This is a genomic window from Aeromonas sp. TS_SC_11, from assembly GCF_057318915.1.
In genome coordinates this window covers 4281956-4305206 of sequence record NZ_CM170470.1, presented here as the reverse complement: position 1 = coordinate 4305206, position 23251 = coordinate 4281956, and the positions used below count along the sequence as shown (strand labels likewise).

Genomic DNA, 23251 nt, shown 5'->3' with positions numbered 1-23251 from the left:
GCCTCCCTTGTTACATTTTGCATGCTGCGCTTAGCTACTACTCGCAGGCATGACCTGCGGGGCCAAGGGCGGCACCGTCCAGCAGGACGGTATCGCCCTGCATTATCAGCCTTCCTTCGCAGAACCACTGCACCACCAGCGGGTAGATGCTGTGCTCCTGGACCTGCACCCGGGCCGCCACTTCCTCGACATCGTCACCTTCGAAGATGGGGACGCGAGCCTGCAGGATCACGGGACCGCCATCCAGCTCTTCGGTGACGAAATGGACGCTGGCACCGTGCTCGCTATCACCAGCATCTATGGCGCGCTGGTGAGTGTGCAAGCCTTGATACTTGGGCAGCAGTGAAGGGTGGATGTTGAGCATCCGCCCTGCAAAGTGACGCACCAGATCGGCACTCAGGATCCGCATAAAGCCGGCCAGTACCACCAGATCCGGCTGATAGTCATCCATCAGCGCCTGCAGGGCGACGTCATACTCCGCCCGGCTGGCAAACTGCTGCTGGGCCAGAATGGAGGTCGCCACCCCGGCCGTTTGCGCACGCACCAAGCCGTAGGCATCGGCCTTGTTGCTGATGACGCCGACCACTTCGCCGGCAATCTTGCCGCTGGCGCAACTGTCGAGAATCGCCTGCAGGTTGCTGCCGCTGCCGGAGACAAGCACCAGGATGCGTTTCATAGGGGAGGGCATTTGGCTGTTGATCCGGTCATTCATTGAATGATGACCTGCTCCTCACCATCGGCCGCCTTGGCGATATGGCCGATGTGCCATGCATTCTCGCCTTCGGCCTTGAGCAGGGTCAGCGCCTTCTCAAGCTGATCCGCAGGCAGGGCGATGATCATGCCGACACCGCAGTTGAAGGTACGGTACATCTCGTGGCGGGTGACGTTGCCAGCCTGCTGCAGCCAGCTGAACACTGCCGGCCACTGCCAGCTCTGCTCATCGATCACCGCTTGAGTGTTGGCGGGCAGTACGCGCGGTATGTTCTCCCAGAAGCCGCCACCTGTGATATGGGACAGGGCGTGGATCTCGCACTCCTTGATGAGCTTGAGCACCGGCTTCACATAGATGCGGGTCGGCTCCAGCAAGGCGTTGGCCAGGGTGGTATCACCCAGCGGCTGGTGCACATCGGCCTTGGAGACCTCAAGGATCTTGCGGACCAGAGAAAAACCGTTGGAGTGGGGGCCACTGGCAGCCAGGGCGATCAGGGCATCGCCATCACCCACTTTGCTGCCGTCGATGATCTCGCTCTTTTCCACCACACCGACGCAGAAACCGGCGATGTCGTAGTCTTCCCCTTCATACATGCCCGGCATCTCGGCGGTTTCGCCGCCCACCAGGGCGCAGCCTGATTGCTCACAGCCGACACCGATACCGGTGACAACGGCCGCGGCCGTGTCCACGTCCAGCTTGCCGGTGGCATAGTAGTCGAGGAAGAACAGGGGTTCTGCACCCTGTACGATCAGGTCGTTGACGCACATGGCCACCAGGTCGATACCGACGGTATCGTGCTTTTTCAGATCGATGGCGAGACGCAGCTTGGTGCCCACACCATCGGTACCGGAGACCAGTACCGGTTCCTTGTAGCCCGCAGGGATTTGACACAGGGCCCCAAAGCCGCCAAGACCACCAAGGACTTCAGGACGACGAGTGCGTTTTGACACGCCCTTGATACGTTCAACCAGTGCATTGCCAGCATCGATATCTACGCCAGCATCCTTGTAGCTCAGTGAGGTTTTGTCAGTCACGCGTATTCCCCGTCATATGAAGAAGTGGAGGGTAAAATTCGGGGCGTATTCTAACAGTGGCCGAGTAAAAGCAGAAAGGAAATCGTTTGCGCGTTTTTGCGTGGAAAAGCTCTACAAGCCGTGGCTTTTGTTGTATGATTCCGCGATTTTTTCGCGGCAGTTAGAGGAGATAATAATGAAAGTCGTTGAAGTCAAACACCCCCTGGTCAAACACAAAATCGGGTTGATGCGTGAAGGCGATATCAGCACCAAGCGTTTCCGTGAACTGGCCAAAGAAGTGGGCAGTTTGTTGACCTACGAAGCGACCTCTGACTTCGAAACCGAGAAGGTTACCATCGACGGCTGGAACGGACCAGTGGAAGTTGACCAGATCAAGGGCAAGAAGGTCACTGTCGTGCCTATCCTGCGTGCCGGTCTTGGCATGATGGATGGCGTGCTGGAGCACATGCCGAGCGCCCGCGTCAGCGTGGTCGGTATCTACCGCGATGAAGAGACTTTGCAACCGGTACCCTACTTCGAGAAGATTGTCAGCAATATCGAAGAGCGTCTGGCGCTGGTCATAGACCCCATGCTGGCCACCGGTGGCTCCATGATTGCCACCATCGACCTGCTGAAAAAGAAAGGCTGCCAATCCATCAAGGTGCTGGTGCTGGTCGCCGCGCCCGAAGGCATCAAGGCGCTGGAAGCCGCTCACCCCGACGTTGAGCTCTACTGCGCCTCCGTCGATCAGGGCCTGAACGAGAAAGGCTATATTGTCCCGGGTCTGGGCGATGCTGGCGACAAGATCTTTGGCACCAAGTAATTCCTGATGCCTTGACCACCTTCTCTGTGTGAGGGGTGAGAATGGAGCCGGCGCCTTGCCGGCTCTGCTGTTTATGGCATCCTCTGTCTTGCTGCAATGCGCGCCTTGCCGCTACCATAAGCAGCATCCTCCATTTCGAGACTCCTCTCATGTTCAAACGTGTTGTGACCGCCCTCTGCTGCGGCTTGTCATTCATGGTCTCGGCCGCTCAGGTGACCGATCTCTATCAGGGCAAGGCGCCCACCAGCGGCGACATGGTGGCTGCCCAGTCCCAGGCGCTGGGGGATGTGCTCGTCAAGGTGACCGGCAAACGGGACATCCTCACCCAGCCTGACGTGGTCAAGGCGCTGGCCGCCCCCGGCGACTATGTGCAGCACTATGGCTATCAGGATGTGGGGCCGGTCAAGTTTCTGAAAGCCGACTTCAACGTGGCCAAGGTCAATGCCCTGATCTCCCAAAGCAAGTTTGCCCTGCTGGGGCCTGCAAGGCCACAGATGGCGCTCTGGCTGGTAATCAATGAGGGGGAGCGCCGCATCCTGCCGGATCAATCCAGCGATGGCTGGGCCAGCGCACTGCGAACCCAGAGCCAGGCCATGGGGCTGCCGGTCAGCATTCCTTTGATGGATCTCGATGACAACATGGCGGTCAACGCCACTGACGTCTGGGGTCGTTTTGCCGCTCCCATACTGCAGGCGAGCCAGCGTTACGGCGCCGAGATGGTGGTGCTGGGCAAGCTGACACCGGAAGGTGACAAGTGGAGCATAGACTGGGGCCTTTATGGGCCCAAGGCCGGTGGCGAACTGGCCGAACTCACCCGTGGCAGCAGCAGTGGTACCCAGGCCGAGGTGGCACAGCATTTTGCCGATGAGCTGGCTGCCTGGCTGGTACAAAACTATGGCGCGCGCATTTCGGGTGTCGCTTCCAGTCAGACACTGGTGGTGGAAGGTTTGTCCGGTATTGATGGCATGATCACGGTGCAGAAGATGCTGCAGGGGATGGCCGGCGTGACCAAGGTGACTATCGGCAAGCTGGAGGGGGACAAGGTGACCTTCGATCTCTCGTTGCAGGGCGACAAGGCCGAGCTCATCCGCGGCCTGCAACTGGAGAGCCGGTTGCGCCAGATTGATGATAATGACAGCGGTTTGCGTTACCAATGGTCGCAGCCCTGATCATTTCATCGTGTTCCCGACCGCCCGGCCAAGTTCGGGCGGTTCTCTATCTGCCTTTGCGATGGTACACTCTGGCACAAATGTCACAGTCAAAGCCTAACGAGTGAAGCAACCGGCCCAACTGTCTTTAGCCGTACAACTACCGGATGATGAAACCTTCGTCAGTTTTTATCCCGGCAACAATGCTCATCTGATCACCGCCCTCAAGAATGCGGCCATTGGTCAGGGATCGCCTTTCCTCTATTTCTGGGGTGCTAAGGGATCGGGACGCTCCCATCTGCTCCATGCCACCTGTGCCGAGGTCAATGCCCGCGATGCGGCGGCGGCCTATCTCTCCCTCGATCAGTTTGAACAGCTGGATCCCAGCATGCTCGATGCCCTCGAAAGCTTGCCACTGGTCTGTCTCGACAGCCTGGAAGCCATCGCCGGCAATGCGCAGTGGGAACGTGCCCTGTTCGATTTTTACAATCGTTGGCAGGAGAAGGGGGAAGGTACCCTGGTGGTCACGGGTTGCAGCGCACCGCGCAAGCTGGGGCTGCAACTGCCGGATCTTGCCTCGCGCCTCGACTGGGGGGTGAGTTTCCATCTCGACGAGCTGGATGATGAAGGCAAGCTCAGTGCCCTGCAGCTGCGTGCCGAGCTGCGGGGCTTCAAATTGCCCATCGATGTGGGCCGCTTCCTGCTCAACCGACTCTCCCGCGACATGCGCACCTTGCTTACCACCCTCAATCAGCTCGATAACGCCTCATTTCGCGCCAAGCGCAAACTCACTATCCCCTTTGTGAAAGAGATCCTCGAACTTTGAGCGGGCAGTGGCTGCGTGTGCGGGTAAACCCGGATTGAAACCAAAAAGAAACCCCGGCACCAGGCCGGGGTTTTTGTCTGTGCGACTGTCGTGATCAGTGGAACTGATCTTCTTCGGTCGAACCCGTCAGTGCTGTCACTGACGATTGGCCACCCTGAATGACGGTAGTGACCTTGTCGAAGTAACCCGTGCCCACTTCCTGCTGGTGGGCAACGAAGGTGTAACCACGGCTGGCGGCGGCAAATTCCGGCTCTTGCACCATCTCGACGTAGTGCTTCATCCCCTCGCCCCGGGCGTACTGGTAAGCCAGTTCGTACATGTGGAACCACATGTTGTGGATACCCGCGAGGGTAATGAACTGGTACTTGTAACCCATGTCGGACAGCTCCTGCTGGAAGCGGGCGATGGTGGCATCGTCCAGATTCTTTTTCCAGTTGAAGCTGGGGGAGCAGTTGTAGGCCAGTATGGTGTCCGGGTACTGCGCCCTGATGGCTTCGGCAAACTTGCGCGCCTCGTCCAGATCCGGCTTGGCGGTTTCACACCACACCATGTCGGCATAAGGGGCATAAGCCAGACCACGGGAAATGGCTTGCTCGATACCCGCCTGCACCTTGTAGAAACCTTCGGCGGTACGTTCACCGGTCAGGAAGCCTGAATCGTACGGATCCGCATCCGTGGTCAGCAAGTCCGCCGCGTTGGCGTCGGTACGGGCGATCACCAGGGTGGTGGTGCCACAGACGTCGGCTGCGAGGCGTGCTGCAACCAGCTTCTGCACCGCTTCCTGAGTCGGCACCAGCACTTTGCCGCCCATGTGACCGCACTTCTTGACCGATGCCAGCTGATCTTCGAAGTGTACGCCGGCGGCGCCCGCTTCAATCATCCCCTTCATCAGCTCGAAGGCGTTCAGCACGCCGCCGAAACCGGCTTCGGCATCCGCCACGATCGGCAGGAAGTAGTCGATGAAACCGGCATCCTGTGGCCCCACCTTGTTGGCCCACTGGATCTGATCGGCACGGGCAAACGAGTTGTTGATGCGCTCAACCACCGAGGGGACGGAGTTGGCCGGGTAGAGAGACTGATCCGGGTACATGGTGGAGGACAAGTTGTTGTCCGCTGCCACTTGCCAGCCGGAGAGGTAGATAGCCTCTATACCTGCCTTGGCTTGCTGCACTGCCTGGCCGCCGGTCAGGGCGCCGAGGCAGTTGACGTAGCCTTTCTTGGCGCTGCCGTGGATCAGCTCCCACAGTTTGTCTGCGCCGCGCTGAGCCAGGGTGTGCACCGGCTGCAAGCTGCCGCGCAGATTCACCACGTCTTCGGCGCTGTAGCCGCGCTTGATCCCTTTCCAGCGGGGGTTTTCTGCCCAGTCTTTCTCGATAGCCTGGATCTGTTGCTCACGGGTCAGTGCCATATCAGTTCCCTCTTTCATTGATTTCACGTTTCCATTGACTTGTTATTGGCGGGCTCCGCTGGGGAGACCCGTGGTTCAGAGCCGCTCGTAACCGGGCAGCGTCAGAAAATCGATCAGGGTATCGGCGCAGGTGATCTGCTCCATCAACTCGCTCGCTTCGGCAAAGCGTCCTGCTTGCCAGCGGGCGGCGCCCACTTCATGTTTGACCACCTCCTGCTCCTCGGCCAGCATCTGGCGAAACAGCTCCTTGGTCACCACCTTGCCGTTGGAGAGGCTCTTGCCGTGGCGGATCCATTGCCAGATGGAGGTGCGGGAGATCTCGGCGGTGGCCGCATCTTCCATCAGGCCATAGATGGGCACACAGCCATTGCCACCAATCCAGGCTTCCAGATATTGCAGGGCGACCCGGATATTGGTGCGCATGCCCGTTTCGGTACGTTCGCCTTCACAGGGAGCCAGCAGGTCGGCGGCTGTGATGGGTGCATCCTGCTCGCGCAATACGCCGATCTGGTTCTTGGCGCCTGCCGGTATGGTGGCGTTGAACACGGCCATGGCGGTGTCGGCGAGGCCGGGATGGGCGACCCAGGTGCCATCGTGGCCGTTGCTTGCTTCCCGCTCCTTGTCCGCCTTGACCTTGGCAAATACCTGCTCGTTGACGGCGGCATCCTTGGCCGGGATAAAGGCGGCCATGCCGCCCATGGCAAGAGCGCCCCGCTTGTGGCAGGTCTTGATCAGCAGGCGTGAATAGGCGGAGAGGAAGGGTTTGTCCATGGTGACCACCTGACGGTCGGGCAGCACTCTGTCCCCATGATCTTTCAGCGTCTTGATATAGCTGAAGATGTAGTCCCAGCGGCCGCAGTTCAGCGCGACTATGTGATCCTGCATCTGATAGAGCAGCTCATCCATCTCGAACACCGCCGGCAGGGTTTCGATCAGCACGGTAGCCTTGATGGTGCCGCGGGGCAGACCGAACTTGTCTTCGGTCCAGGCAAACACTTCGCTCCACCAGCGACCTTCCAGATGACTTTGCAGCTTGGGCACATAGAAGTAGGGGCCCGAGCCCTTGGCCAGCAGCGCCTGATGGTTGTGCAGGAAATAGAGTGCGAAGTCGAACAGACCGCCGGGGATGGGCTCACCATCGAAGGTGACATGTTTTTCCGGCAGGTGCAGGCCACGCACCCGGCAGATGAGCACGGCCGGATTGGGATTCAGGGTATAGGCCTTGCCTTCCGGACTGGTGTAGGAGACGGTGCCATTGACCGCATCGCGCAGGTTGATTTGACCCTCGATCACTTTATTCCAGGCGGGAGCCAGGGAATCTTCGAAGTCCGCCATGAAGACTTTGACATTGGCGTTGAGGGCGTTGATGACCATCTTGCGTTCAACTGGCCCCGTTATCTCTACCCGGCGGTCTTGCAAGTCGGCCGGGATACCGCGCACCGTCCAGTCGCCTGCACGGATATGTGCTGTTTCCGGCAGAAAGTCCGGCAGCTCGCCGCCATCGATACGGGCCTGGCGTGCCACACGTTGTTTCAACAATTCGCCCCGTTGGGGAGCAAAGCGTTCCACCAGTTCGGATACCAGGGCCACCGCATCCGGCGTCAGAATTTGCGCGTATTCGGGAAGCATCTCGCCCTGGATGCGCAGACGGGCGCTACAGTGGGTCTGGGCCGGTGCCGACATAGGGTTCACTCCTTTGAGAATTACATTTTGAACTAATTAACTACGACTAAAGTCGATCCCTGTTCTTTCAAACTTCCCGTAACAACGGGATAACACGATTCATAAGGTGCGAAATATTGCCCTCTCCGTCAACCACTTTTTTAAAACGCCTGTTTCTGGCACATAGTTAAGATTATGTTTTTAATGACATTATGTGATTGGTGTAAATGCTCTATGCAGATGGTTATGCTCTTGGTTTCCCACCCCCTGTGGTGGTGTAGGCCAGCGGTGTTTTGAATACCTGAGATGTAACTAATTACGTAATAAAATTACAAATGCAAAAACAAATCCCGACCTTACTCCAAGCTTTAAGAAAACGGCTGTATGAAATGATTTTTTGGATCTCAGTGAATACTCAGCTCTCACCAGTGTTGGCTATCGAACGTTTGTTTAAAACTTGGATGGGGGAGAGGGGTCGAATGGGGTTTATCTCGTCAGCAGGGGAAAAGTGACGAGCAATAACGTAGGTTTGTATCACCTTGGCTTGCTATCTGGGGTGATGAGGGGAGGAGGTTGGGGAGTGGATAAAACTGATAAGTCGTAGTTACGCAGCATTTTATTGTTATTTGTGTCAGTGGGCCTTCCTGGCCCCCGGGGAAGGTAAAAGGGTGGCGAAACCCAAGGGTTCAGCGGCCACTTTTCCTCTTCTACTCTATCTTGAGCGGGATCAGTATTCGTCGTCCGGCGCCGCCAGATCGACCACATCCAGATGCACTATAGTGCCGTATTCGTGCTCGCCGAGTTCGATGTCGGCTTGTGGCAGGGGGGCTGGGTGGGGCTGTGATTCAACTGCTTGCGTCATGGGTGCTTGCCTCATTGGATTGCAAGCCGGTCGGTGACTCCATCACCCGGATTCCCACCTCCCTGTTTCATTGCCGGCGGAAAAGTCGCGTATCCTAGCGACACTCGCCACAGGTTTCAAGTGATTCTGAATAAAAAATATACCACCAATGTGTGATGGCTCTGTGGTGGCGCCTGTCGGACAGAGTACTGCCAGGGTCATAAGGAGGATGAAGGGCTGGAGTGAAATGGAGGTAAAAAAATAGCCCAGTCGTTTGACTGGGCTATTTCTCGGGGAAAATGGTCGGTGTGAGAGGATTCGAACCTCCGACCCTCTACACCCCATGCAGATGCGCTACCTGGCTGCGCTACACACCGACGAGGTCAGTTCGAGCTGACGGAAGGGAGTCTAATGATATGAATCTGTTGGTGCAACTCCTTTTTTATCAGTGAGATGTCGATTGCTTCTTTATTGCTCAGTCAAGATGCTGCTTGGGCCGGCCACGGAGATTTGGCATAATCGCCGCCCCGTATTGCGGTGGAAAAATTGCGCCGCAGGGCTAGCTTGGCGACTGTGGTCAAGGCGCCAGCAACCGCAGGCGTGGTGCCTGTTCCAGGCGCAGGCAAGCTCTGATGGGCGCAGTCACATGCAGGGCAAGCCGTCATGAACAACCAATCGAGAGAGGAGCAAGGGGTGGAACCATCAGCAGCCGCAGTATCCCTGAGCCAGACAGCAGAGCAGGATGAGCGCTGGATGCGCCATGCCATGGCACTGGCAGCCCGGGCCGAGGGGATCGGCGAGATCCCGGTCGGTGCCGTGCTGGTGCTGGGAGACGAAGTGGTCGGTGAGGGGTGGAATCGCTCCATCAGCGAGCATGATGCGTGTGCCCATGCGGAGATCATGGCGATCCGCGCAGCCGGTGCCCGACTGGAAAACTACCGTCTGATCGATACCGTGCTGTATGTGACGCTGGAGCCTTGCTGCATGTGCGCCGGTGCCCTCATTCACAGCCGGGTCAAGCGGGTGGTGTTCGGGGCGCGGGATCTCAAAACGGGAGCGGCAGGTTCCGTATTCGATATTTTGCAGGACCCTCGCCACAACCACAGAGTGTCGTTGACGGAGGGGGTGCTGGCAGATGCCTGCTCGGCTCAGCTCTCGGCCTTCTTCAAGCGCCGCCGCGCCGAGAAAAAGGCAGCCAGACAGGCGCTGCAACAAGCGACCGACTCTTCTTCTTGATGCAAGCGGGGGCGACTTTTGCCGCGTCCTGCTTCTCACCATTCAATATATTTTCATATAAAACAGATGGTTGAATCTGTTTCTTGCCGAAAAATGTGGTCCTTTTCCTCTTCGAAAATAAGCTCTGCTCAAGGGGCTTTGATGTAACAAAACTGTCATGCAACCGCCATATAATGCCGCCAAGCCTAGCTCACATTGAGGTCTTGCATGTCATCGGAATCGATCAACCTGGTCATGGCGGGCAGTAGAAAACGCCGGATCAAGGATAAGTTGGCCAAGTACGGAGTCACCACTGGTGGTGCTCTGGTGCTGGTGGCCCTGTTGCTCATTTTTTTCTATCTGCTTTATGTGGTGAAACCTATTTTCAACGGCGCCACCATGGAGCCGACCACGTCGTTCAGCCTGCCCATTGAAGGCAAGACAGCCTGGCTCGGGATGGAAGAGCAGAACGAGATCGGCTATCGCTTCAGCGATAAAGGGCTGGTCAACTTCTTTGCCATTCAGGCGGATGGCAAAGTCAAGGTGGGGCAGGCCATTGGTCAGGCTCAGGTCGCCGGTGACATCACGACGGTCACCAGCCCGGCGCCGGGCCAGAAGCTCATCGCCTACGGGTTTGCCGATGGCAAAGCCCTGGTGATGCAACCCTATTTCAAGGTTTCCTATCCCAACGACGTGCGGGTCATCGAACCCAGCCTGAAATATCCCTTCGGCGAAGAGCCCGTGGTGATCGATCCCCAAGGCAAGGCGCTGCAGCTGATGGTATTTGAGGCCACCAAGGACAAGATGGCCACCGCCGCCGTGACCGAAGATGGCCGCGGCGTGATGACGGTGATGAGTGGCGAGGAGAATTTCATCTCGGGTGAAGTGGAGTGGAGCGCCCAGAACTACAGCATCCCCTCCTTGCCGCGTCATGTGGATCAAATGCTGCTGACCCCCAATCTGCGCATTTTGTTCGTGCGTGAGGCTAACCGCCTCTCCGTCTACGATATCCACAACCTCAATGACATCTCCCTGCGCAACGTCATGGAGATCAATGCCCCCAATGCCAACGTGACCCGGGTCGAGCTGCTCGCCGGTGCCTCCTCTTTGCTGGTGGGTAACGACAATGGTGTCATCTCCCAATGGTTCGAAGTGGCCAAGGATGGCAAGCGCCAGTTCACCCAGGTCCGTGATTTCAAAGGCGATGGCCCTGTGGATCTGCTGACCCCTGAGCACTTTCGCAAGGGCTTCATCAGCGCAGGCAAGGATGGCACCATCAGCTTCTTCCACGCCACTGGCGAGACCAAGCTGCTGAGCGAGAAGGTGGAGGGGGGCATGCTGTCGGCACTGGCCATCTCGCCCCGCCACAACGTGCTGCTGATGCAGCAGGGTGATACCTTCAAGCTGTTTGCGGTCGAGAATGATCACCCCGAGGTGACCTGGTCTGCCCTGTGGCAAGAGGTGTGGTACGAGGGTTATCCCGAGCCCATGTATGTGTGGCAATCCACCTCCGCCAGCAACGATTTCGAGGCCAAGCTGAGTCTGGTTCCGCTGGTGTTCGGGACTCTGAAAGCGTCTTTCTACGCCATGATGTTTGCGGTGCCGCTCGGTGTTGCCGGTGCCATCTACACCGCCTATTTCATGTCGGCCGGGCTGCGTAAATACGTCAAGCCGACGGTCGAGATCATGGCGGCGCTGCCGACCGTTATCCTGGGTTTCTTGGCGGGTCTCTGGCTCGCTCCCATTATCGAAGGAGCGCTGCCCGGCGTGGTGCTGCTGCTTGTCCTGTTGCCGATGGGGATGCTGCTGACCGCGCTGGTATGGAACTATCTGCCCGAGCGCAGCAAGTCCTGGTTGCCGGAAGGGTGGCATGCCATCCTGCTCATTCCTGTGCTGCTGTTGATTGGCTGGGGCGCCTTCTCCTTGAGCCCTCTCATCGAGAACGCCTTCATGCACGGCGATTCCCGTATCTGGCTGACCCACGAAATGGGCGTCAAGTTTGACCAGCGCAACTCCCTGGTGGTCGGTATCGCCATGGGCTTTGCGGTCATCCCCACCATCTTCTCCATCGCCGAAGACGCCGTCTTCTCGGTGCCCAAGCATCTGACCCAAGGGTCGCTGGCACTGGGCGCCACGCCGTGGCAGACCCTGAGCCGGGTGGTGATCCTCACCGCCAGCCCGGGCATCTTCTCGGCGGTGATGATGGGCCTTGGTCGCGCCGTGGGCGAGACCATGATAGTGCTGATGGCAACAGGAAATACCCCCATCATGGACTTCTCCATGTTCCAGGGGCTGCGTACCCTGGCCGCCAATATTGCGGTGGAGATGCCGGAGTCGGAAGTGGGCAGTTCCCACTATCGGGTGTTGTTCCTCGCGGCCTTCGTCCTGTTTGTATTCACCTTTATGTTCAACACCCTGGCCGAGTTCGTGCGTCAGCGGTTGCGTGAAAAATACAGCTCCATGTAACGGGCAAGGAATCGACAATGGGTAAGTGGTTTAAATCAGGGGCCCCCTGGATCTGGATGACAGGCGGTGCGGTGAGCCTGAGTCTGGTAGCGGTACTGGGTCTGTTGCTGCTCATCGGCTGGCGTGGTCTGGTCTATTTCTGGCCTCACCCCATCTATGAGTGGCAGATTGAAGATGCCAGTGGCAACAAGAGCGTGCTGATTGGCGAGATAAACGATCGTGAACTGGTGCCGGTGGAGCGGCTGCGCGCCGCGGGTCAGCCCCTGGAAGGGGAGACGCGTGAGCAGCTGACCCGCTATCTGGTCAAGACCGGCAACCGCGAATTCGTCGACCTCGATTTTCGCTGGGTGCTGGAGACCGACATCAAGTCCCGTACCCAGCCGGCCGAGCTCGCCATGGTGGAGCGTGCCACCAACGGCAACTTCTACGGCTATATCGTCGGGGTGAAAGAGGATGGACAGGCACTGAGCGAGGATCTGCATCCCGCGCTGCAACGGGTACTGTCCCGTGCCAACGATCTGTCCGAACAGGCTGACGATTTGCAAAAAGGGGACATAGGCAGCATCAACTACCAGCTGGAGCGGCTGCGTCTCAAGGAGCGTAAGGCCGAGCTGGATGACAAGCTGACCGATCAGCTTAAAACCCAGCTGGCTGAGCAGCGTCAGGCGCTAAACGATCGCTATCAGGTGCTGGAGAAGGATCTCTTCTCCCTGCGAGCCCAGGCAGACAGGGACTCCATTACGGTCAAGGACATGCGTGGCGAGCTGGTGACCATGCCCATGTCCAAGGTACTGGATGTGGTATGGCCCAATGACATGAGCCTGCCGGCCAAGGTAGGTCACTGGTTCCACCAGATTGGCAAGTTTGTCTCCGATGATCCCCGCGAGGCCAACACAGAGGGCGGCGTCTTCCCGGCCATCTTCGGCACCGTCTTCATGGTGTTCCTGATGGCGATCATTGTCACGCCGCTCGGCGTGGTGGCGGCTGTCTACCTGCACGAATATGCGGGCAAGAACAGCCTGACCAAGATCATCCGCATCGCGGTGATCAACTTGGCGGGCGTGCCCTCCATTGTTTACGGCGTGTTTGGTCTTGGCTTCTTTGTCTATACCCTGGGCGGTTCGCTGGATCAGCTGTTCTACCCTGAGGCGCTGCCAAGCCCGACCTTTGGCTCACCTGGTGTCATCTGGTCTGCGCTGACCCTGGCCATCCTGACCCTGCCGGTGGTGATCGTCTCCACCGAAGAGGGGCTGGCCCGGATCCCCAGCACCATCCGTCAGGGTTCGCTGGCGCTGGGTGCCACCCAGGCCGAGACACTGTGGCGTATCGTGTTGCCCATGGCGAGCCCGGCCATCATGACCGGCCTTATCCTGGCGATCGCACGGGCCGCCGGTGAAGTGGCTCCGCTGATGCTGGTGGGGGTGGTGAAACTGGCGCCGACCCTGCCGATGGATGGCAACTTCCCGTACCTGCACGTGGAGCGCAAGTTCATGCACCTGGGCTTCCACATTTACGACGTGGGATTCCAGAGTCCGAACGTCGAAGCGGCGCGACCGCTGGTGTATGCCACCTCGTTCCTGCTGGTGACGGTGATCGTCGGCCTCAACCTGACGGCCATCGGCATTCGTAACCACTTGCGTGAAAAATTCCGCTCTTTGGAACATTGATGCGGCAGTCCAGACTGGTGTTTAGACAATGGATGAACAGCATGAACCTGACTGACATCACAGGCATTCGTAACCATTTGCGTGAAAAATTCCGGTCGCTGGAAGATTAATCCGGCTATCCAAGACTGATATTGAGGTAAGTGATGTGAGGCCAAAGAGCGTGCCGCCATCCCTCACCACCCAAGCATGACGGTTGCCGGAACATGAATTTGTCGGCCACCACAGACTGATTTGAGGTAACAGATGATCAACGTAACGACCGCATCCACCCAGCACACGGCGCTGGACTTGCTCAACCTGAGCCCGGAGCAGACAGCGCTGGAGGTGAAGGATCTCAACCTGTACTACGGCAACAAGCAGGCGCTGTTCAACGTCAACATGAAGATCCCGAAGGGGCAGGTGACGGCCTTCATAGGTCCGTCCGGCTGCGGCAAGTCGACCCTGTTGCGCTGCATCAACCGGATGAATGACCTGGTGGAGATCTGCCGCATCGAGGGTGAAATCCAGCTGCACGGCCACAACATTTATGACAAGGGAGTGGATGTCTCCGCCCTGCGTCGTCAGGTTGGCATGGTGTTCCAGCGTCCGAACCCCTTCCCCAAGTCAATCTACGAGAACGTGGTCTATGGTCTGCGGCTGCAGGGCATCAACGACAGACGCACCCTGGACGAGGCGGCCGAGCGTTCACTGCGTGGCGCTGCCCTGTGGGAAGAGGTGAAGGATCGACTGCATGACAATGCATTCGGTCTCTCCGGTGGCCAGCAGCAGCGTCTGGTGATTGCACGGGCCATCGCCATTGAGCCGGAAGTCTTGTTGCTGGATGAACCCACTTCTGCGCTGGACCCCATCTCCACCCTCACCATCGAGGAGCTGATCAACGAGCTCAAGAGCCAGTTCACCGTGGTGATCGTGACCCACAACATGCAGCAGGCGGCTAGGGTGTCGGATCAGACGGCGTTCATGTACATGGGCGAGCTCATCGAGTACTCGAACACCAACACCATCTTCACCACACCGGCCAAGAAAAAGACCGAAGATTACATCACAGGCCGTTACGGATAAGGAGGGGAACAGGATGAACCTCAATAAACATATTACCGGCCAGTTCAACGGCTAAGGCATAATCGGAGCATCAAGGATTATTTGTATGGACAATATGAACCTCAATAAACACATCTCCGGTCAGTTCAATGCCGAGCTCGAGAATGTGCGCAATCAGGTGCTGGTGATGGGCGGTCTGGTGGAGCAACAGCTTACCGACGCCATTGCTGCCATCCACGATCAGGATCTGGATGCGGCGCGCAAGATAGTGGCCAATGACCACAAGGTCAACGCCATGGAAGTGGCCATCGACGAAGAGTGCACCCGCATCATCGCCAAGCGTCAGCCCACTGCGTCCGACTTGCGTCTGGTGATGGCCATCATCAAGACCATCACGGATCTGGAACGCATCGGCGACGTGGCGGACAAGATAGCCCGCATGCTGACCGACAACGCCAACAAGCCACAGCCGCCGCTGGTGTCGCTCGAGAACATGGGGCGCCGCACCATCAAGATGCTGCACGACGTGCTCGATGCGTTTGCCCGCATGGATCTGGAGGCGGCCATCGCCGTCTACAAGGAAGATGACAAGGTAGATCGGGAGTACGAGTCCATCATCCGCGAGCTGATGACCTACATGATGGAGGATCCGCGCACCATCCCCCAGGTACTCAACGTACTGTGGGCTGCGCGCGCCATCGAGCGGGTCGGCGATCGCTGCCAGCACATCTGCGAGTACATCGTTTACTACGTCAAGGGCAAGGACGTTCGCCACACCAAGGCTGACGAGCTGAGCGATCTGCTTGGCAAGAGCTGATGAAATGAATAAAAAGGCGCGTTTCGCGCCTTTTTTGTTGCACTGCATGTCAGAGCAAGATATCGCCACCCGGATGGCGGTTTTCTGCTAGAATATGCCCCCTGTGTGAGTCTCGGATGGACTCACGGTCTGGTCTCCCAGGCCCAGTTTGCCGTCTTGTGCTAAGGCGGGTGTAGCAATAGGTTAATCATGAGTTTTGCCGATAGTATATTTCTTCTGATGCTGCTGGTTGCCGGCAGTGTGTTCTTCTCCCTTTCCGAGATCTCCCTCGCCGCCTCCCGCAAGATCAAATTGCAGGTGATGGCCGATGAGGGGAACCGCCATGCCGCCAAGGTGCTGGCACTGCAGGCCCAGCCGGGTAATTTCTTTACCGTGGTGCAAATTGGCCTCAACACAGTTGCCATCCTGGGCGGTATCCTGGGCGAGTCTGCCCTGAATCCGGCCATCAAGGGGTTCATCTCCGGCTTCTACCAAGGCCCCTGGCTTGGCCAGATAAGTTCTGCCGCCTCCTTCGTGTTCGTCACCGGCATGTTCATCCTGATCGCCGACCTGATGCCCAAGCGCCTGGCCATGACCATGCCGGAGCGGATTGCCGTTGTTGTGGTTCGCCCCATGCTGCTGTGCGTGACCCTGCTGATGCCGCTGGTGTGGTTCTTCAATGGCATGGCAAATGCGTTGTTCCGTCTGCTGCGGGTCTCCATGATACGCAACGACGAGATCACCTCCGACGATATCTATGCGGTGATGGATGCCGGCGCCGAGGCGGGCGTTATTCAGCGCGAAGAGCATCAGCTCATCGAGAACGTGTTCGAGTTGCAGTCCCTCGGCGTGACCTCCGCCATGACGGCGCGGGAGAGCCTGATTTACTTCACCCTGCAAGAGGGTGAAGAGAGCATCAAGGCCAAGATCGCCGAGCACCCCCACAACAAGTTCCTGGTCTGTGACCACAACCTCGACAGCATCAAGGGCTTCGTCGATGCCAAAGAGTTGCTGATCCGCGTCATCAGCGGCCAGAGCATAGATCTCAACAGCGGCTCCCTGGTGCAGAACGTCATCATCATTCCCGATACCCTCAACCTCTACGAGGCGATGGAATACTTCAAGAACCACAGGGGTGACTTCGCCGTTGTGATGAACGAGTACGCCCTGGTTGTGGGGATAGTCACCATGAACGATCTGATGAGTACCGTCATGGGTGAGTGGGCCACCCACGTAGTGGAAGAGCAGATTGTGCAGCGGGATGAAAATTCCTGGCTGGTGGATGGCGTGACCCCTATCTCTGATGTGATGCGTGCCTTCGACATAGAGGCGTTTCCGGATAGCCAGAACTACGAGACCATCGCCGGTTTCATCATGTTCATGCTGCGCAAGATCCCCAAGCGTACCGACTCGGTCAAATACGCGGGCTACAAATTTGAAGTCGTGGATATCGACAGCTACAAGATCGACCAGTTGCTGGTCACTCGGGTTGAACCCATAGTGACCGACAAGTCCGCTCAGGAATCGTAAAGGAGCTACCAAGGAGTCATGAAGATGCAGTCTCATTCCCGTGCGCTGGCCTGTGTGGCGCTTGCCCTGGCGCTGGGCGCTTGCAGTCAGAGCGCCCCCCGCAAAGCGGTTGTCGTTGCCAAACCGGTTGCCGCCAAGGCAGAAGTTGTGCCGCAATCCGATCCCGATGCCGTGGTACAAAGCGCAGTAGTGGAGCCAAGTCCGGTCTTTGATGAGGAGTATCACGGCCCGGATCAGGGATCCCTGGAGTCGGTAACCGCCCTGTTTGCCCGTGGTTACATCGAATCTGCCATGCGAGAAACCATGCTGGCGGCCGTGCACAGCGACTATCCGCTGCTCGGCATGCGGGATGTGCGGTTGACCGATCCTGTCTCCAAGTTTCTCACCTCGACCCAGGCTGCCACCACGGCCCACGACTATCTCTATGCCGGTGTGCAGCGTCGTCTCGGTCGCCCTCTGAGCCCGGCCCAGTGGGCGCAGATCTGGCAGGGATTGCCCCAGCAGGGGCGGGTCTCTGACTGGACCAAGCAGATCAAGCGAGTGCTGGCAGGACGTTAAACCGCCAGCTAACCAGACAGCAGTGAGGCCACCCTTGGGTGGCCTCACTCATTTCTACCTTTCCTCATCTTTGCGTTCTGATTTCTGTTGATACCGATTGCTGGCTGCACTGCTTTGCTTTATCTTATTTTAGCCATCTAAACATCTATATGCTTTTATGGCTGGTATTGATAGGGATGCCTCACCACGATGAGGCCCGGCGACGCACAGCCGCAGAGCAACGCTAAAGAGTGCATGGCAGCTCAAAAAAGCTGCAAATCGACAAAGCAGACAAACACAGAACAACAAAGAGACACGACAGATGGAAACACAGGCATTGTGGGTACTGGATGGTGGCATGGGACGCGAGCTGGCACGGCGAGGGGCGCCATTCCGCCAACCTGAATGGTCGGCGCTGGCGCTGATGGAGGCGCCACAGACGGTGCGCGAAGTGCATCAGGCCTATGTGGCGAGCGGTGCCCGTGTCATCACCACCAACAGTTATGCCCTGGTGCCGTTTCATATCGGTGCCGAGCGATTCGCCGCCGAGGGGGAAGCGCTGGCGGCGCTGGCTGGCCAGCTGGCCCGTGAGGTTGCCAATGAGCAATCGGGCTCGGTGCAGGTCGCAGGATCCTTGCCGCCGCTGTTTGGCTCCTACCGCGCCGACCTGTTCGAGGCGGACAGAGTGGGCGAGCTGGCCACACCGCTCATTCGGGCGCTGACGCCCCATGTGGACATCTGGCTGGCCGAAACCATGAGCCTGATTGCCGAGCCGCTGGCCCTCAAGGCGCTGTTGCCACAGGATGGCAAGCCGTTCTGGGTTTCCTTCACCCTGGAAGATGAAGCGCCGGGCTGCGAGCCTGCGCTTCGTTCCGGTGAGCTGGTGGCGGATGCAGTCACCGCACTGGCCGCGGTCGGGGTGGACGCCATCCTGTTCAACTGCTGTCAGCCCGAGGTGATCGAGGCCGCGCTGACGGTGGCCGGCGACAGCTTGCAGGCGCTGGGTCGAGGGGATATTCGCCTCGGCGCCTATGCCAATGCGTTTCCGCCCCAGCCCAAGGAGGCGACCGCCAACGACGGGCTGGACGAGATCCGCGCCGATCTTGGGCCGCTGGATTACCTCGGCTGGGCCGAGCGTTGGCGTGCCGTGGGGGCCTCTCTCATTGGCGGCTGCTGCGGCATAGGACCCGAGCATATTCAGGCACTGGCCAGCCGGCTGCGCTAAGGAGAACACATGAAAGAGAGCAAAATAGGCCTCTGGTCCCTCACTGCGCTGGTATTCAGCTCCATGGTGGGGGCGGGCATCTTCAGCTTGCCCCAAAACATGGCCGAGGTGGCCGGTGCCCGCGCCGTGCTGATCGGCTGGGGCGTGACCGGGGTGGGCATAGTGGCACTCGCCGCGAGTTTTCTCTACCTGTCGCGGCTAAGACCGGATCTCGATGGCGGCATTTACAGCTATGCCCGCGCAGGCTTTGGCGATCTGGTGGGTTTTTTCTCCGCCTGGGGCTACTGGCTGTGCGCCACCATAGGTGTGGTGGGTTACCTGGTGATCGCGTTCGCCGCCCTTGGCAGCTTCGTCGATACCCCTGAACACATCTGGTTTGGCGATGGCAATACCCTGGCGGCCTTTATCGGCGAGTCCTGCATCCTCTGGGCGGTGCATCTGCTGGTGGCCCGTGGCGTGCAGCAGGCCGCCCTGTTCAATCTGGTGGCGACCCTGGCCAAGAGCCTGCCGTTGCTGCTGTTCATCCTGTTCGCCTGCTACTGGTTCGACCCTGTGACCTTTGCGACGGATCAGGGGGGCAGCACGCTTGCTGTGCCGGTCTCCGAGCAGGTGCGCAACACCATGCTGATCACCCTCTGGGTCTTTACCGGCATCGAAGGGGCCGCCGTCTTGTCGGCCCGGGCGAGGAACAAGCGGGACGTGGGCACGGCCACAGTGCTCGGGGTAGTGCTGGCGCTGCTGCTTTATGTGCTCATCTCGGTACTGGCGCTGGGGATATTGAGTCGCCCCGAGCTCGCGGCCCTGCCCAATCCCTCCATGGCGGGGCTGATGGCCCAGATGACAGGCTCCTGGGGCAAGGTGCTGATCAGTGTCGGCCTCATCGTATCTGTGCTCGCTTCTTACGTGAGCTGGACCCTTTTCTCGGCCGAGGTGCCCTACAGTGCGGCCCGCCACGGCGCCTTCCCGGCCATCTTCCGGCGCCAGAATCGCAATGGCACCCCCATAGCGTCGCTGTGGCTCACCAGCCTGACGGTGCAGGGCTGCCTGCTGCTGGTGTGGCTGCTCGGCAAGGGGTATACCAACCTGCTGCTCATATCCACCTCCATGATACTGGTGCCCTATCTGCTGATCGGCCTCTTCCTGCTCAAGCTTTCCTTGAGTGGCGAGGGCAATGGCCTGATGCGGACAGTGGCACTGGTGTCGAGCGGTTACGGCCTCTGGCTGCTCTATGCCGCCGGTGTGGAATACCTGCTGCTCTCTTTGCTGCTGTACGGGCCGGGCCTGCTGCTGTTTCTCTACAGCCGCCGACAGCTTGGTGACCATCAGCGGCTCAGTGGTCGCGAACGACTGCTGGCCGGGATAACCCTGGTGAGCCTCATTCCCGCACTCTGGTCATTTGCCTCTCCATAAAGGGGATAAGTGATCCTTGTAAAATGAGAGAGCGCCCTGGTGGCGCTCTCTTTTTTGCTTTGTTCCCGGGTTCTGGTTCAGGCGCTGCCGGGGCCGGCCGGTTTGCCAAACAGCACCTTGAGTTTCTCTGACCAGGGGAGATCACGGGCCTCGCGCAGCATGTCGCGCCACTCGTGGAAGGTGAGGGTGAGCGGATTGAAGCTGCGAATCGGTTTGGTGATGCCAAAGCGGCATGGTTCGGCGGGATCCTCTTCCACAAAGGTACCAAACAGCCGATCCCAGATGATGAGCACGCCGGCGAAGTTGCGGTCTATGTATTTGGCGTTGCTGGCGTGGTGCACCCTGTGGTGGGAGGGGGTATTGAAGACCCACTCAAGCCAGCCGAGCTTGCCCACCACCTGAGTGTGGACGAAGAACTGAAAACCCAGGCTGAGCAGCACGGTCGCCACCACGGCCTGGGGCGGGAAGCCGATGAGGATCATGGGGATCCAGAACAGCCACATGCCCGAGACGGGGTACATCAGGCTCTGGCGAAAGGCGGTGGAGAGGTTGAGTCGCTCCGAGCTGTGATGCACCACGTGGGAGGCCCACAGCCAGCGCACATGGTGGCTGGCAAAGTGGAACAGCCAGTAACAGCAATCCTGCAATAGAAAGAGCAGCAGCAGGCTCCAGACATTGAGCTCGATGTCCAGCAGCCGCCAGCCCCACAGGGCGTCATACAGGTAAGCGACGGCGATGGCCGTCAGTGCGTCACCCCCCTGATGCATCAGGGCCAGGGTAGCGTTGGCGAAGAGATCCTTCCATTGGTAGGTGGCGGTGGGAAAGGCCGCCCCGTGCTTGCGCAGGTAAAGCATCTCCCAGCCGACAAATGCCAAAAAGACGGGGGAGAGATAAAGCAGCAGCAGTTGCACATCCATGTCGGGCATCCGGTTTGACCAGTTGTGTTCCAGCATACCGAATGGATTTAAAATTTCATTAACATATTGCACTGCCATCTGGTGACTGACTTATGGAAAGCATTAGGGTAAGCATTTGTTTTAATGTGACAAATAAGATGGCTGCGAGTTTTTGTCAGGGACGAAGTACCTGGCCCTGTGTTGCTGCAGGATCCAGCCTATTAAGATGGCAGGCCAAGTCCGTGCTGGAAAAACAGAGGGAGCCATGGGCTCCCTCTTCTACTTATTACAGCCGGCTGTATTAAAGCACCTGACTCAGGAACTGGCGCAGGCGCGGGGAGGGGGGATTGTCAAAGAAGTCGGTGGGCTTTTCATCCACCAGCAGCTCGCCGTTTTCCATAAACAGTACCCTGTCCGCCACCTCGCGGGCGAAGCCCATCTCGTGGGTCACCACCACCATTGTCATGCCCTCGCGAGCCAGCCCCTTCATGACGTCCAGTACCTCGCCCACCATTTCGGGGTCCAAGGCGCTGGTGGGTTCGTCAAACAGCATGATGCGCGGCTGCATGGCAAGCGCCCGGGCGATGGCCACTCGCTGTTGCTGGCCGCCGGAGAGCTGGGACGGATAGCTTTCGGCCTTGTTCGACAATCCCACTTTCAGCAGCAGGGCCTTGGCCCTGTCCCGTGCGTCATTGCGTGACAGCCCGCGCACCTTCTGCGGCGCCAGGCAGATGTTGTCCAATACGTTCAGGTGGGGGAAGAGGTTGAAGGACTGGAACACCATGCCCACCTCTTCCCGCAGCTTGTTGACGTCACCGGGCTCGGTCAGGCAGATGCCATCGACCACTATGTTGCCGTCGTTGATGGTCTCCAGCTGGTTGAGGGTACGCAGAAACGTGGATTTTCCCGAGCCGCTCGGCCCGACGATCACCACCACTTCCCCTTCGGCGACTTCCGTGCTGACGTTCTTCAGGGCGTGCACACCACCGGCGTAGATCTTCTCCACTCCGCTGGCTTTTATGATGGGATCAGGCTTAGTTGCTGCGTGCATATTTCACCTCCAGACGACGCACCAGAAAAGAGAGGGTGCCGGTCAAGACCAGATAGAGCAGGGCCACTGTGAACCACACCTCGAACGGGCTGAAGGTGGAGCTGACCACCTCACGCCCCGCCTTGGTGAGATCCGTGATGGAGATGACAGACACCAGGGAGGAGTCCTTGATGAGGTTGATGAACTGACCTGCCAGCGGTGGCAGCACCCGCTTGAAGGCTTGCGGCAGAATGACGTAGCGCATGGTCTGGGCCGAGGTGAGCCCTAGGCTGCGACCGGCCTCCATCTGCCCCTTGTGGATTGAGCTGATGCCGGCGCGCACGATTTCGGCCACATAGGCGCCGGTAAAGACGGCCAGTGCCGCCACCCCGGCGGTGAAACGGTCCAGGTTCAGCACAGTGCCGATAAAGAAATAGACGATGAAGATCTGCACCAGCAGCGGCGTGCCGCGAATGAGCTCCACATATGTGACAGCCAGATTGCGCAAGGCCGGATTGGGGGAGAGGCGGGCCAGCCCTGCCAGGGTGCCGAGCAGGATGGCAAACACCCCTGCCACCAGGGAGAGCTTGACCGTGACCCAGACACCCCAGGCGATGGGACCCGCGGTCCAGGTGAGTTCGGTATCCAGGGTATCGCCCCGGAAAATGGTGTCCCCTTCGGTGACCTTCACCCCTGTGCTGGCGATGGCCTGTCGCTGATTGGGGTCGAGATCATTTTGCAGGAACAGTTTGCCCTGCTCGGCGCTGGTGGTGCCGGCGATCACTGTGCCGTCAAATTCGGCCAGGTTGTTCTGCTCCGCCTGATAGGCGATGTATTGGGGAATTCGCTCCCAGCGCCAGGTGTAATCCACGGACTGAACCGCTTTATAGATGCCGAATACGGCAGCCAGCAGCATCAGCAGGAAGACGCCGTGCCAGAGCAACTGGTTGGGTTGTTTTTCCATCTGTCTTGTTGGGTTGTGCACTGTCGCAACCTCTTTGTAGT

At 58.7% G+C, this 23251-nt stretch carries 20 protein-coding genes and 1 tRNA gene; 12 read left to right on the top strand and 9 right to left on the bottom strand.

Annotation, left to right across the window (positions count from 1 at the left end):
• Positions 1-37: 37 nt before the first annotated feature.
• Together purN and purM are read right to left on the bottom strand one after the other, a co-directional pair.
• Positions 38-676 (bottom strand): phosphoribosylglycinamide formyltransferase, encoded by a 639-nt coding sequence (gene purN, locus AC1P02_RS19870; RefSeq protein WP_485183047.1) that lies wholly within the window; start codon positions 674-676, stop codon positions 38-40.
• Positions 677-708: 32 nt separating this feature from the next.
• Positions 709-1746: a phosphoribosylformylglycinamidine cyclo-ligase gene (gene purM, locus AC1P02_RS19865; protein WP_021139228.1), complete on the bottom strand. Its 1038-nt coding sequence runs from the start codon at positions 1744-1746 to the stop codon at positions 709-711.
• Positions 1747-1921: 175 nt separating this feature from the next.
• Here purM and upp point away from each other — a divergent pair, with 175 nt between their 5' ends.
• The 3 genes from upp to hda all read left to right on the top strand — a co-directional run bounded on the left by upp (position 1922) and on the right by hda (position 4522).
• Positions 1922-2548 carry a uracil phosphoribosyltransferase gene (gene upp / locus AC1P02_RS19860; RefSeq protein WP_005320172.1) on the top strand — a complete coding sequence of 209 codons (627 nt, stop codon included), beginning with the start codon at positions 1922-1924 and terminating at the stop codon, positions 2546-2548.
• A gap of 149 nt (positions 2549-2697) precedes the next feature.
• Positions 2698-3717: a DUF2066 domain-containing protein gene (locus AC1P02_RS19855; RefSeq protein WP_485183044.1), complete on the top strand. Its 1020-nt coding sequence runs from the start codon at positions 2698-2700 to the stop codon at positions 3715-3717.
• 103 nt (positions 3718-3820) lie between these two features.
• Positions 3821-4522: a DnaA inactivator Hda gene (gene hda, locus AC1P02_RS19850; RefSeq protein ID WP_005320168.1), complete on the top strand. Its 702-nt coding sequence runs from the start codon at positions 3821-3823 to the stop codon at positions 4520-4522.
• A gap of 94 nt (positions 4523-4616) precedes the next feature.
• Here the strand turns inward: hda and aceA are convergent, their stop codons facing one another.
• The 4 genes from aceA to AC1P02_RS19830 all read right to left on the bottom strand — a co-directional run bounded on the left by aceA (position 4617) and on the right by AC1P02_RS19830 (position 8810).
• The gene (gene aceA, locus AC1P02_RS19845; RefSeq protein WP_485183042.1) at positions 4617-5930 is read right to left on the bottom strand and encodes an isocitrate lyase; all 1314 of its coding nucleotides are present in this window, start codon (positions 5928-5930) and stop codon (positions 4617-4619) included.
• A 75-nt stretch (positions 5931-6005) separates the two neighbouring features.
• Positions 6006-7613 (bottom strand): malate synthase A, encoded by a 1608-nt coding sequence (gene aceB, locus AC1P02_RS19840; RefSeq protein ID WP_059168691.1) that lies wholly within the window; start codon positions 7611-7613, stop codon positions 6006-6008.
• A 706-nt stretch (positions 7614-8319) separates the two neighbouring features.
• Positions 8320-8454, bottom strand: coding sequence for a hypothetical protein (locus AC1P02_RS19835; RefSeq protein ID WP_005320161.1), 135 nt, complete (start codon positions 8452-8454; stop codon positions 8320-8322).
• 279 nt (positions 8455-8733) lie between these two features.
• Positions 8734-8810, bottom strand: a tRNA-Pro gene (locus tag AC1P02_RS19830).
• A gap of 376 nt (positions 8811-9186) precedes the next feature.
• On the opposite strand from AC1P02_RS19830, the gene tadA reads away from it, so the two are divergent.
• From tadA to AC1P02_RS19785, 9 genes are all read left to right on the top strand, one after another.
• Positions 9187-9669 carry a tRNA adenosine(34) deaminase TadA gene (tadA, locus tag AC1P02_RS19825; protein WP_242621043.1) on the top strand — a complete coding sequence of 161 codons (483 nt, stop codon included), beginning with the start codon at positions 9187-9189 and terminating at the stop codon, positions 9667-9669.
• A 207-nt stretch (positions 9670-9876) separates the two neighbouring features.
• Complete coding sequence (locus AC1P02_RS19820) at positions 9877-12114, top strand: phosphate ABC transporter permease (protein ID WP_485183040.1); 2238 nt, start codon at positions 9877-9879, stop codon at positions 12112-12114.
• Between the two features lie 17 nt (positions 12115-12131).
• On the top strand, positions 12132-13781 hold the full coding sequence (gene pstA, locus AC1P02_RS19815) for a phosphate ABC transporter permease PstA (RefSeq protein WP_059168690.1): 1650 nt from the start codon (positions 12132-12134) through the stop codon (positions 13779-13781).
• 243 nt (positions 13782-14024) lie between these two features.
• Complete coding sequence (gene pstB, locus AC1P02_RS19810) at positions 14025-14843, top strand: phosphate ABC transporter ATP-binding protein PstB (protein WP_005320154.1); 819 nt, start codon at positions 14025-14027, stop codon at positions 14841-14843.
• Between the two features lie 85 nt (positions 14844-14928).
• Positions 14929-15639: a phosphate signaling complex protein PhoU gene (gene phoU / locus AC1P02_RS19805; protein WP_011898554.1), complete on the top strand. Its 711-nt coding sequence runs from the start codon at positions 14929-14931 to the stop codon at positions 15637-15639.
• Between the two features lie 189 nt (positions 15640-15828).
• Positions 15829-17148, top strand: coding sequence for a polyamine export protein PaeA (gene paeA / locus AC1P02_RS19800; protein WP_011898555.1), 1320 nt, complete (start codon positions 15829-15831; stop codon positions 17146-17148).
• Between the two features lie 18 nt (positions 17149-17166).
• Positions 17167-17706: a hypothetical protein gene (locus tag AC1P02_RS19795; protein ID WP_005320140.1), complete on the top strand. Its 540-nt coding sequence runs from the start codon at positions 17167-17169 to the stop codon at positions 17704-17706.
• Positions 17707-18007: 301 nt separating this feature from the next.
• Positions 18008-18910 (top strand): homocysteine S-methyltransferase family protein, encoded by a 903-nt coding sequence (locus AC1P02_RS19790; protein WP_485183036.1) that lies wholly within the window; start codon positions 18008-18010, stop codon positions 18908-18910.
• Positions 18911-18919: 9 nt separating this feature from the next.
• Complete coding sequence (locus AC1P02_RS19785) at positions 18920-20320, top strand: basic amino acid/polyamine antiporter (protein WP_485183034.1); 1401 nt, start codon at positions 18920-18922, stop codon at positions 20318-20320.
• A 77-nt stretch (positions 20321-20397) separates the two neighbouring features.
• Here the strand turns inward: AC1P02_RS19785 and AC1P02_RS19780 are convergent, their stop codons facing one another.
• The 3 genes from AC1P02_RS19780 to AC1P02_RS19770 all read right to left on the bottom strand — a co-directional run bounded on the left by AC1P02_RS19780 (position 20398) and on the right by AC1P02_RS19770 (position 23210).
• Positions 20398-21237 (bottom strand): sterol desaturase family protein, encoded by an 840-nt coding sequence (locus tag AC1P02_RS19780; protein ID WP_485183033.1) that lies wholly within the window; start codon positions 21235-21237, stop codon positions 20398-20400.
• A 280-nt stretch (positions 21238-21517) separates the two neighbouring features.
• Positions 21518-22267, bottom strand: coding sequence for an amino acid ABC transporter ATP-binding protein (locus AC1P02_RS19775; protein WP_005320136.1), 750 nt, complete (start codon positions 22265-22267; stop codon positions 21518-21520).
• On the bottom strand, positions 22251-23210 hold the full coding sequence (locus AC1P02_RS19770) for an amino acid ABC transporter permease (protein WP_005320135.1): 960 nt from the start codon (positions 23208-23210) through the stop codon (positions 22251-22253). The genes AC1P02_RS19775 and AC1P02_RS19770 overlap by 17 nt, the downstream gene beginning before the upstream one ends.
• Between the last annotated feature and the right edge of the window lie 41 nt (positions 23211-23251).

Coding starts and splice junctions, on each gene's coding strand:
- AC1P02_RS19835 (WP_005320161.1), bottom strand. CDS start 8,454: ATGACGCAAGCAGTTGAATCACAGCCCCACCCAGCCCCCCTGCCACAA.
- upp (WP_005320172.1), top strand. CDS start 1,922: ATGAAAGTCGTTGAAGTCAAACACCCCCTGGTCAAACACAAAATCGGG.
- purN (WP_485183047.1), bottom strand. CDS start 676: ATGAAACGCATCCTGGTGCTTGTCTCCGGCAGCGGCAGCAACCTGCAG.
- phoU (WP_011898554.1), top strand. CDS start 14,929: ATGGACAATATGAACCTCAATAAACACATCTCCGGTCAGTTCAATGCC.
- AC1P02_RS19795 (WP_005320140.1), top strand. CDS start 17,167: ATGAAGATGCAGTCTCATTCCCGTGCGCTGGCCTGTGTGGCGCTTGCC.
- pstB (WP_005320154.1), top strand. CDS start 14,025: ATGATCAACGTAACGACCGCATCCACCCAGCACACGGCGCTGGACTTG.
- AC1P02_RS19775 (WP_005320136.1), bottom strand. CDS start 22,267: ATGCACGCAGCAACTAAGCCTGATCCCATCATAAAAGCCAGCGGAGTG.
- tadA (WP_242621043.1), top strand. CDS start 9,187: ATGCGCCATGCCATGGCACTGGCAGCCCGGGCCGAGGGGATCGGCGAG.
- AC1P02_RS19790 (WP_485183036.1), top strand. CDS start 18,008: ATGGAAACACAGGCATTGTGGGTACTGGATGGTGGCATGGGACGCGAG.
- AC1P02_RS19855 (WP_485183044.1), top strand. CDS start 2,698: ATGTTCAAACGTGTTGTGACCGCCCTCTGCTGCGGCTTGTCATTCATG.
- pstA (WP_059168690.1), top strand. CDS start 12,132: ATGGGTAAGTGGTTTAAATCAGGGGCCCCCTGGATCTGGATGACAGGC.
- AC1P02_RS19820 (WP_485183040.1), top strand. CDS start 9,877: ATGTCATCGGAATCGATCAACCTGGTCATGGCGGGCAGTAGAAAACGC.
- aceA (WP_485183042.1), bottom strand. CDS start 5,930: ATGGCACTGACCCGTGAGCAACAGATCCAGGCTATCGAGAAAGACTGG.
- AC1P02_RS19780 (WP_485183033.1), bottom strand. CDS start 21,237: ATGGATGTGCAACTGCTGCTGCTTTATCTCTCCCCCGTCTTTTTGGCA.
- aceB (WP_059168691.1), bottom strand. CDS start 7,613: ATGTCGGCACCGGCCCAGACCCACTGTAGCGCCCGTCTGCGCATCCAG.
- paeA (WP_011898555.1), top strand. CDS start 15,829: ATGAGTTTTGCCGATAGTATATTTCTTCTGATGCTGCTGGTTGCCGGC.
- AC1P02_RS19785 (WP_485183034.1), top strand. CDS start 18,920: ATGAAAGAGAGCAAAATAGGCCTCTGGTCCCTCACTGCGCTGGTATTC.
- AC1P02_RS19770 (WP_005320135.1), bottom strand. CDS start 23,210: ATGGAAAAACAACCCAACCAGTTGCTCTGGCACGGCGTCTTCCTGCTG.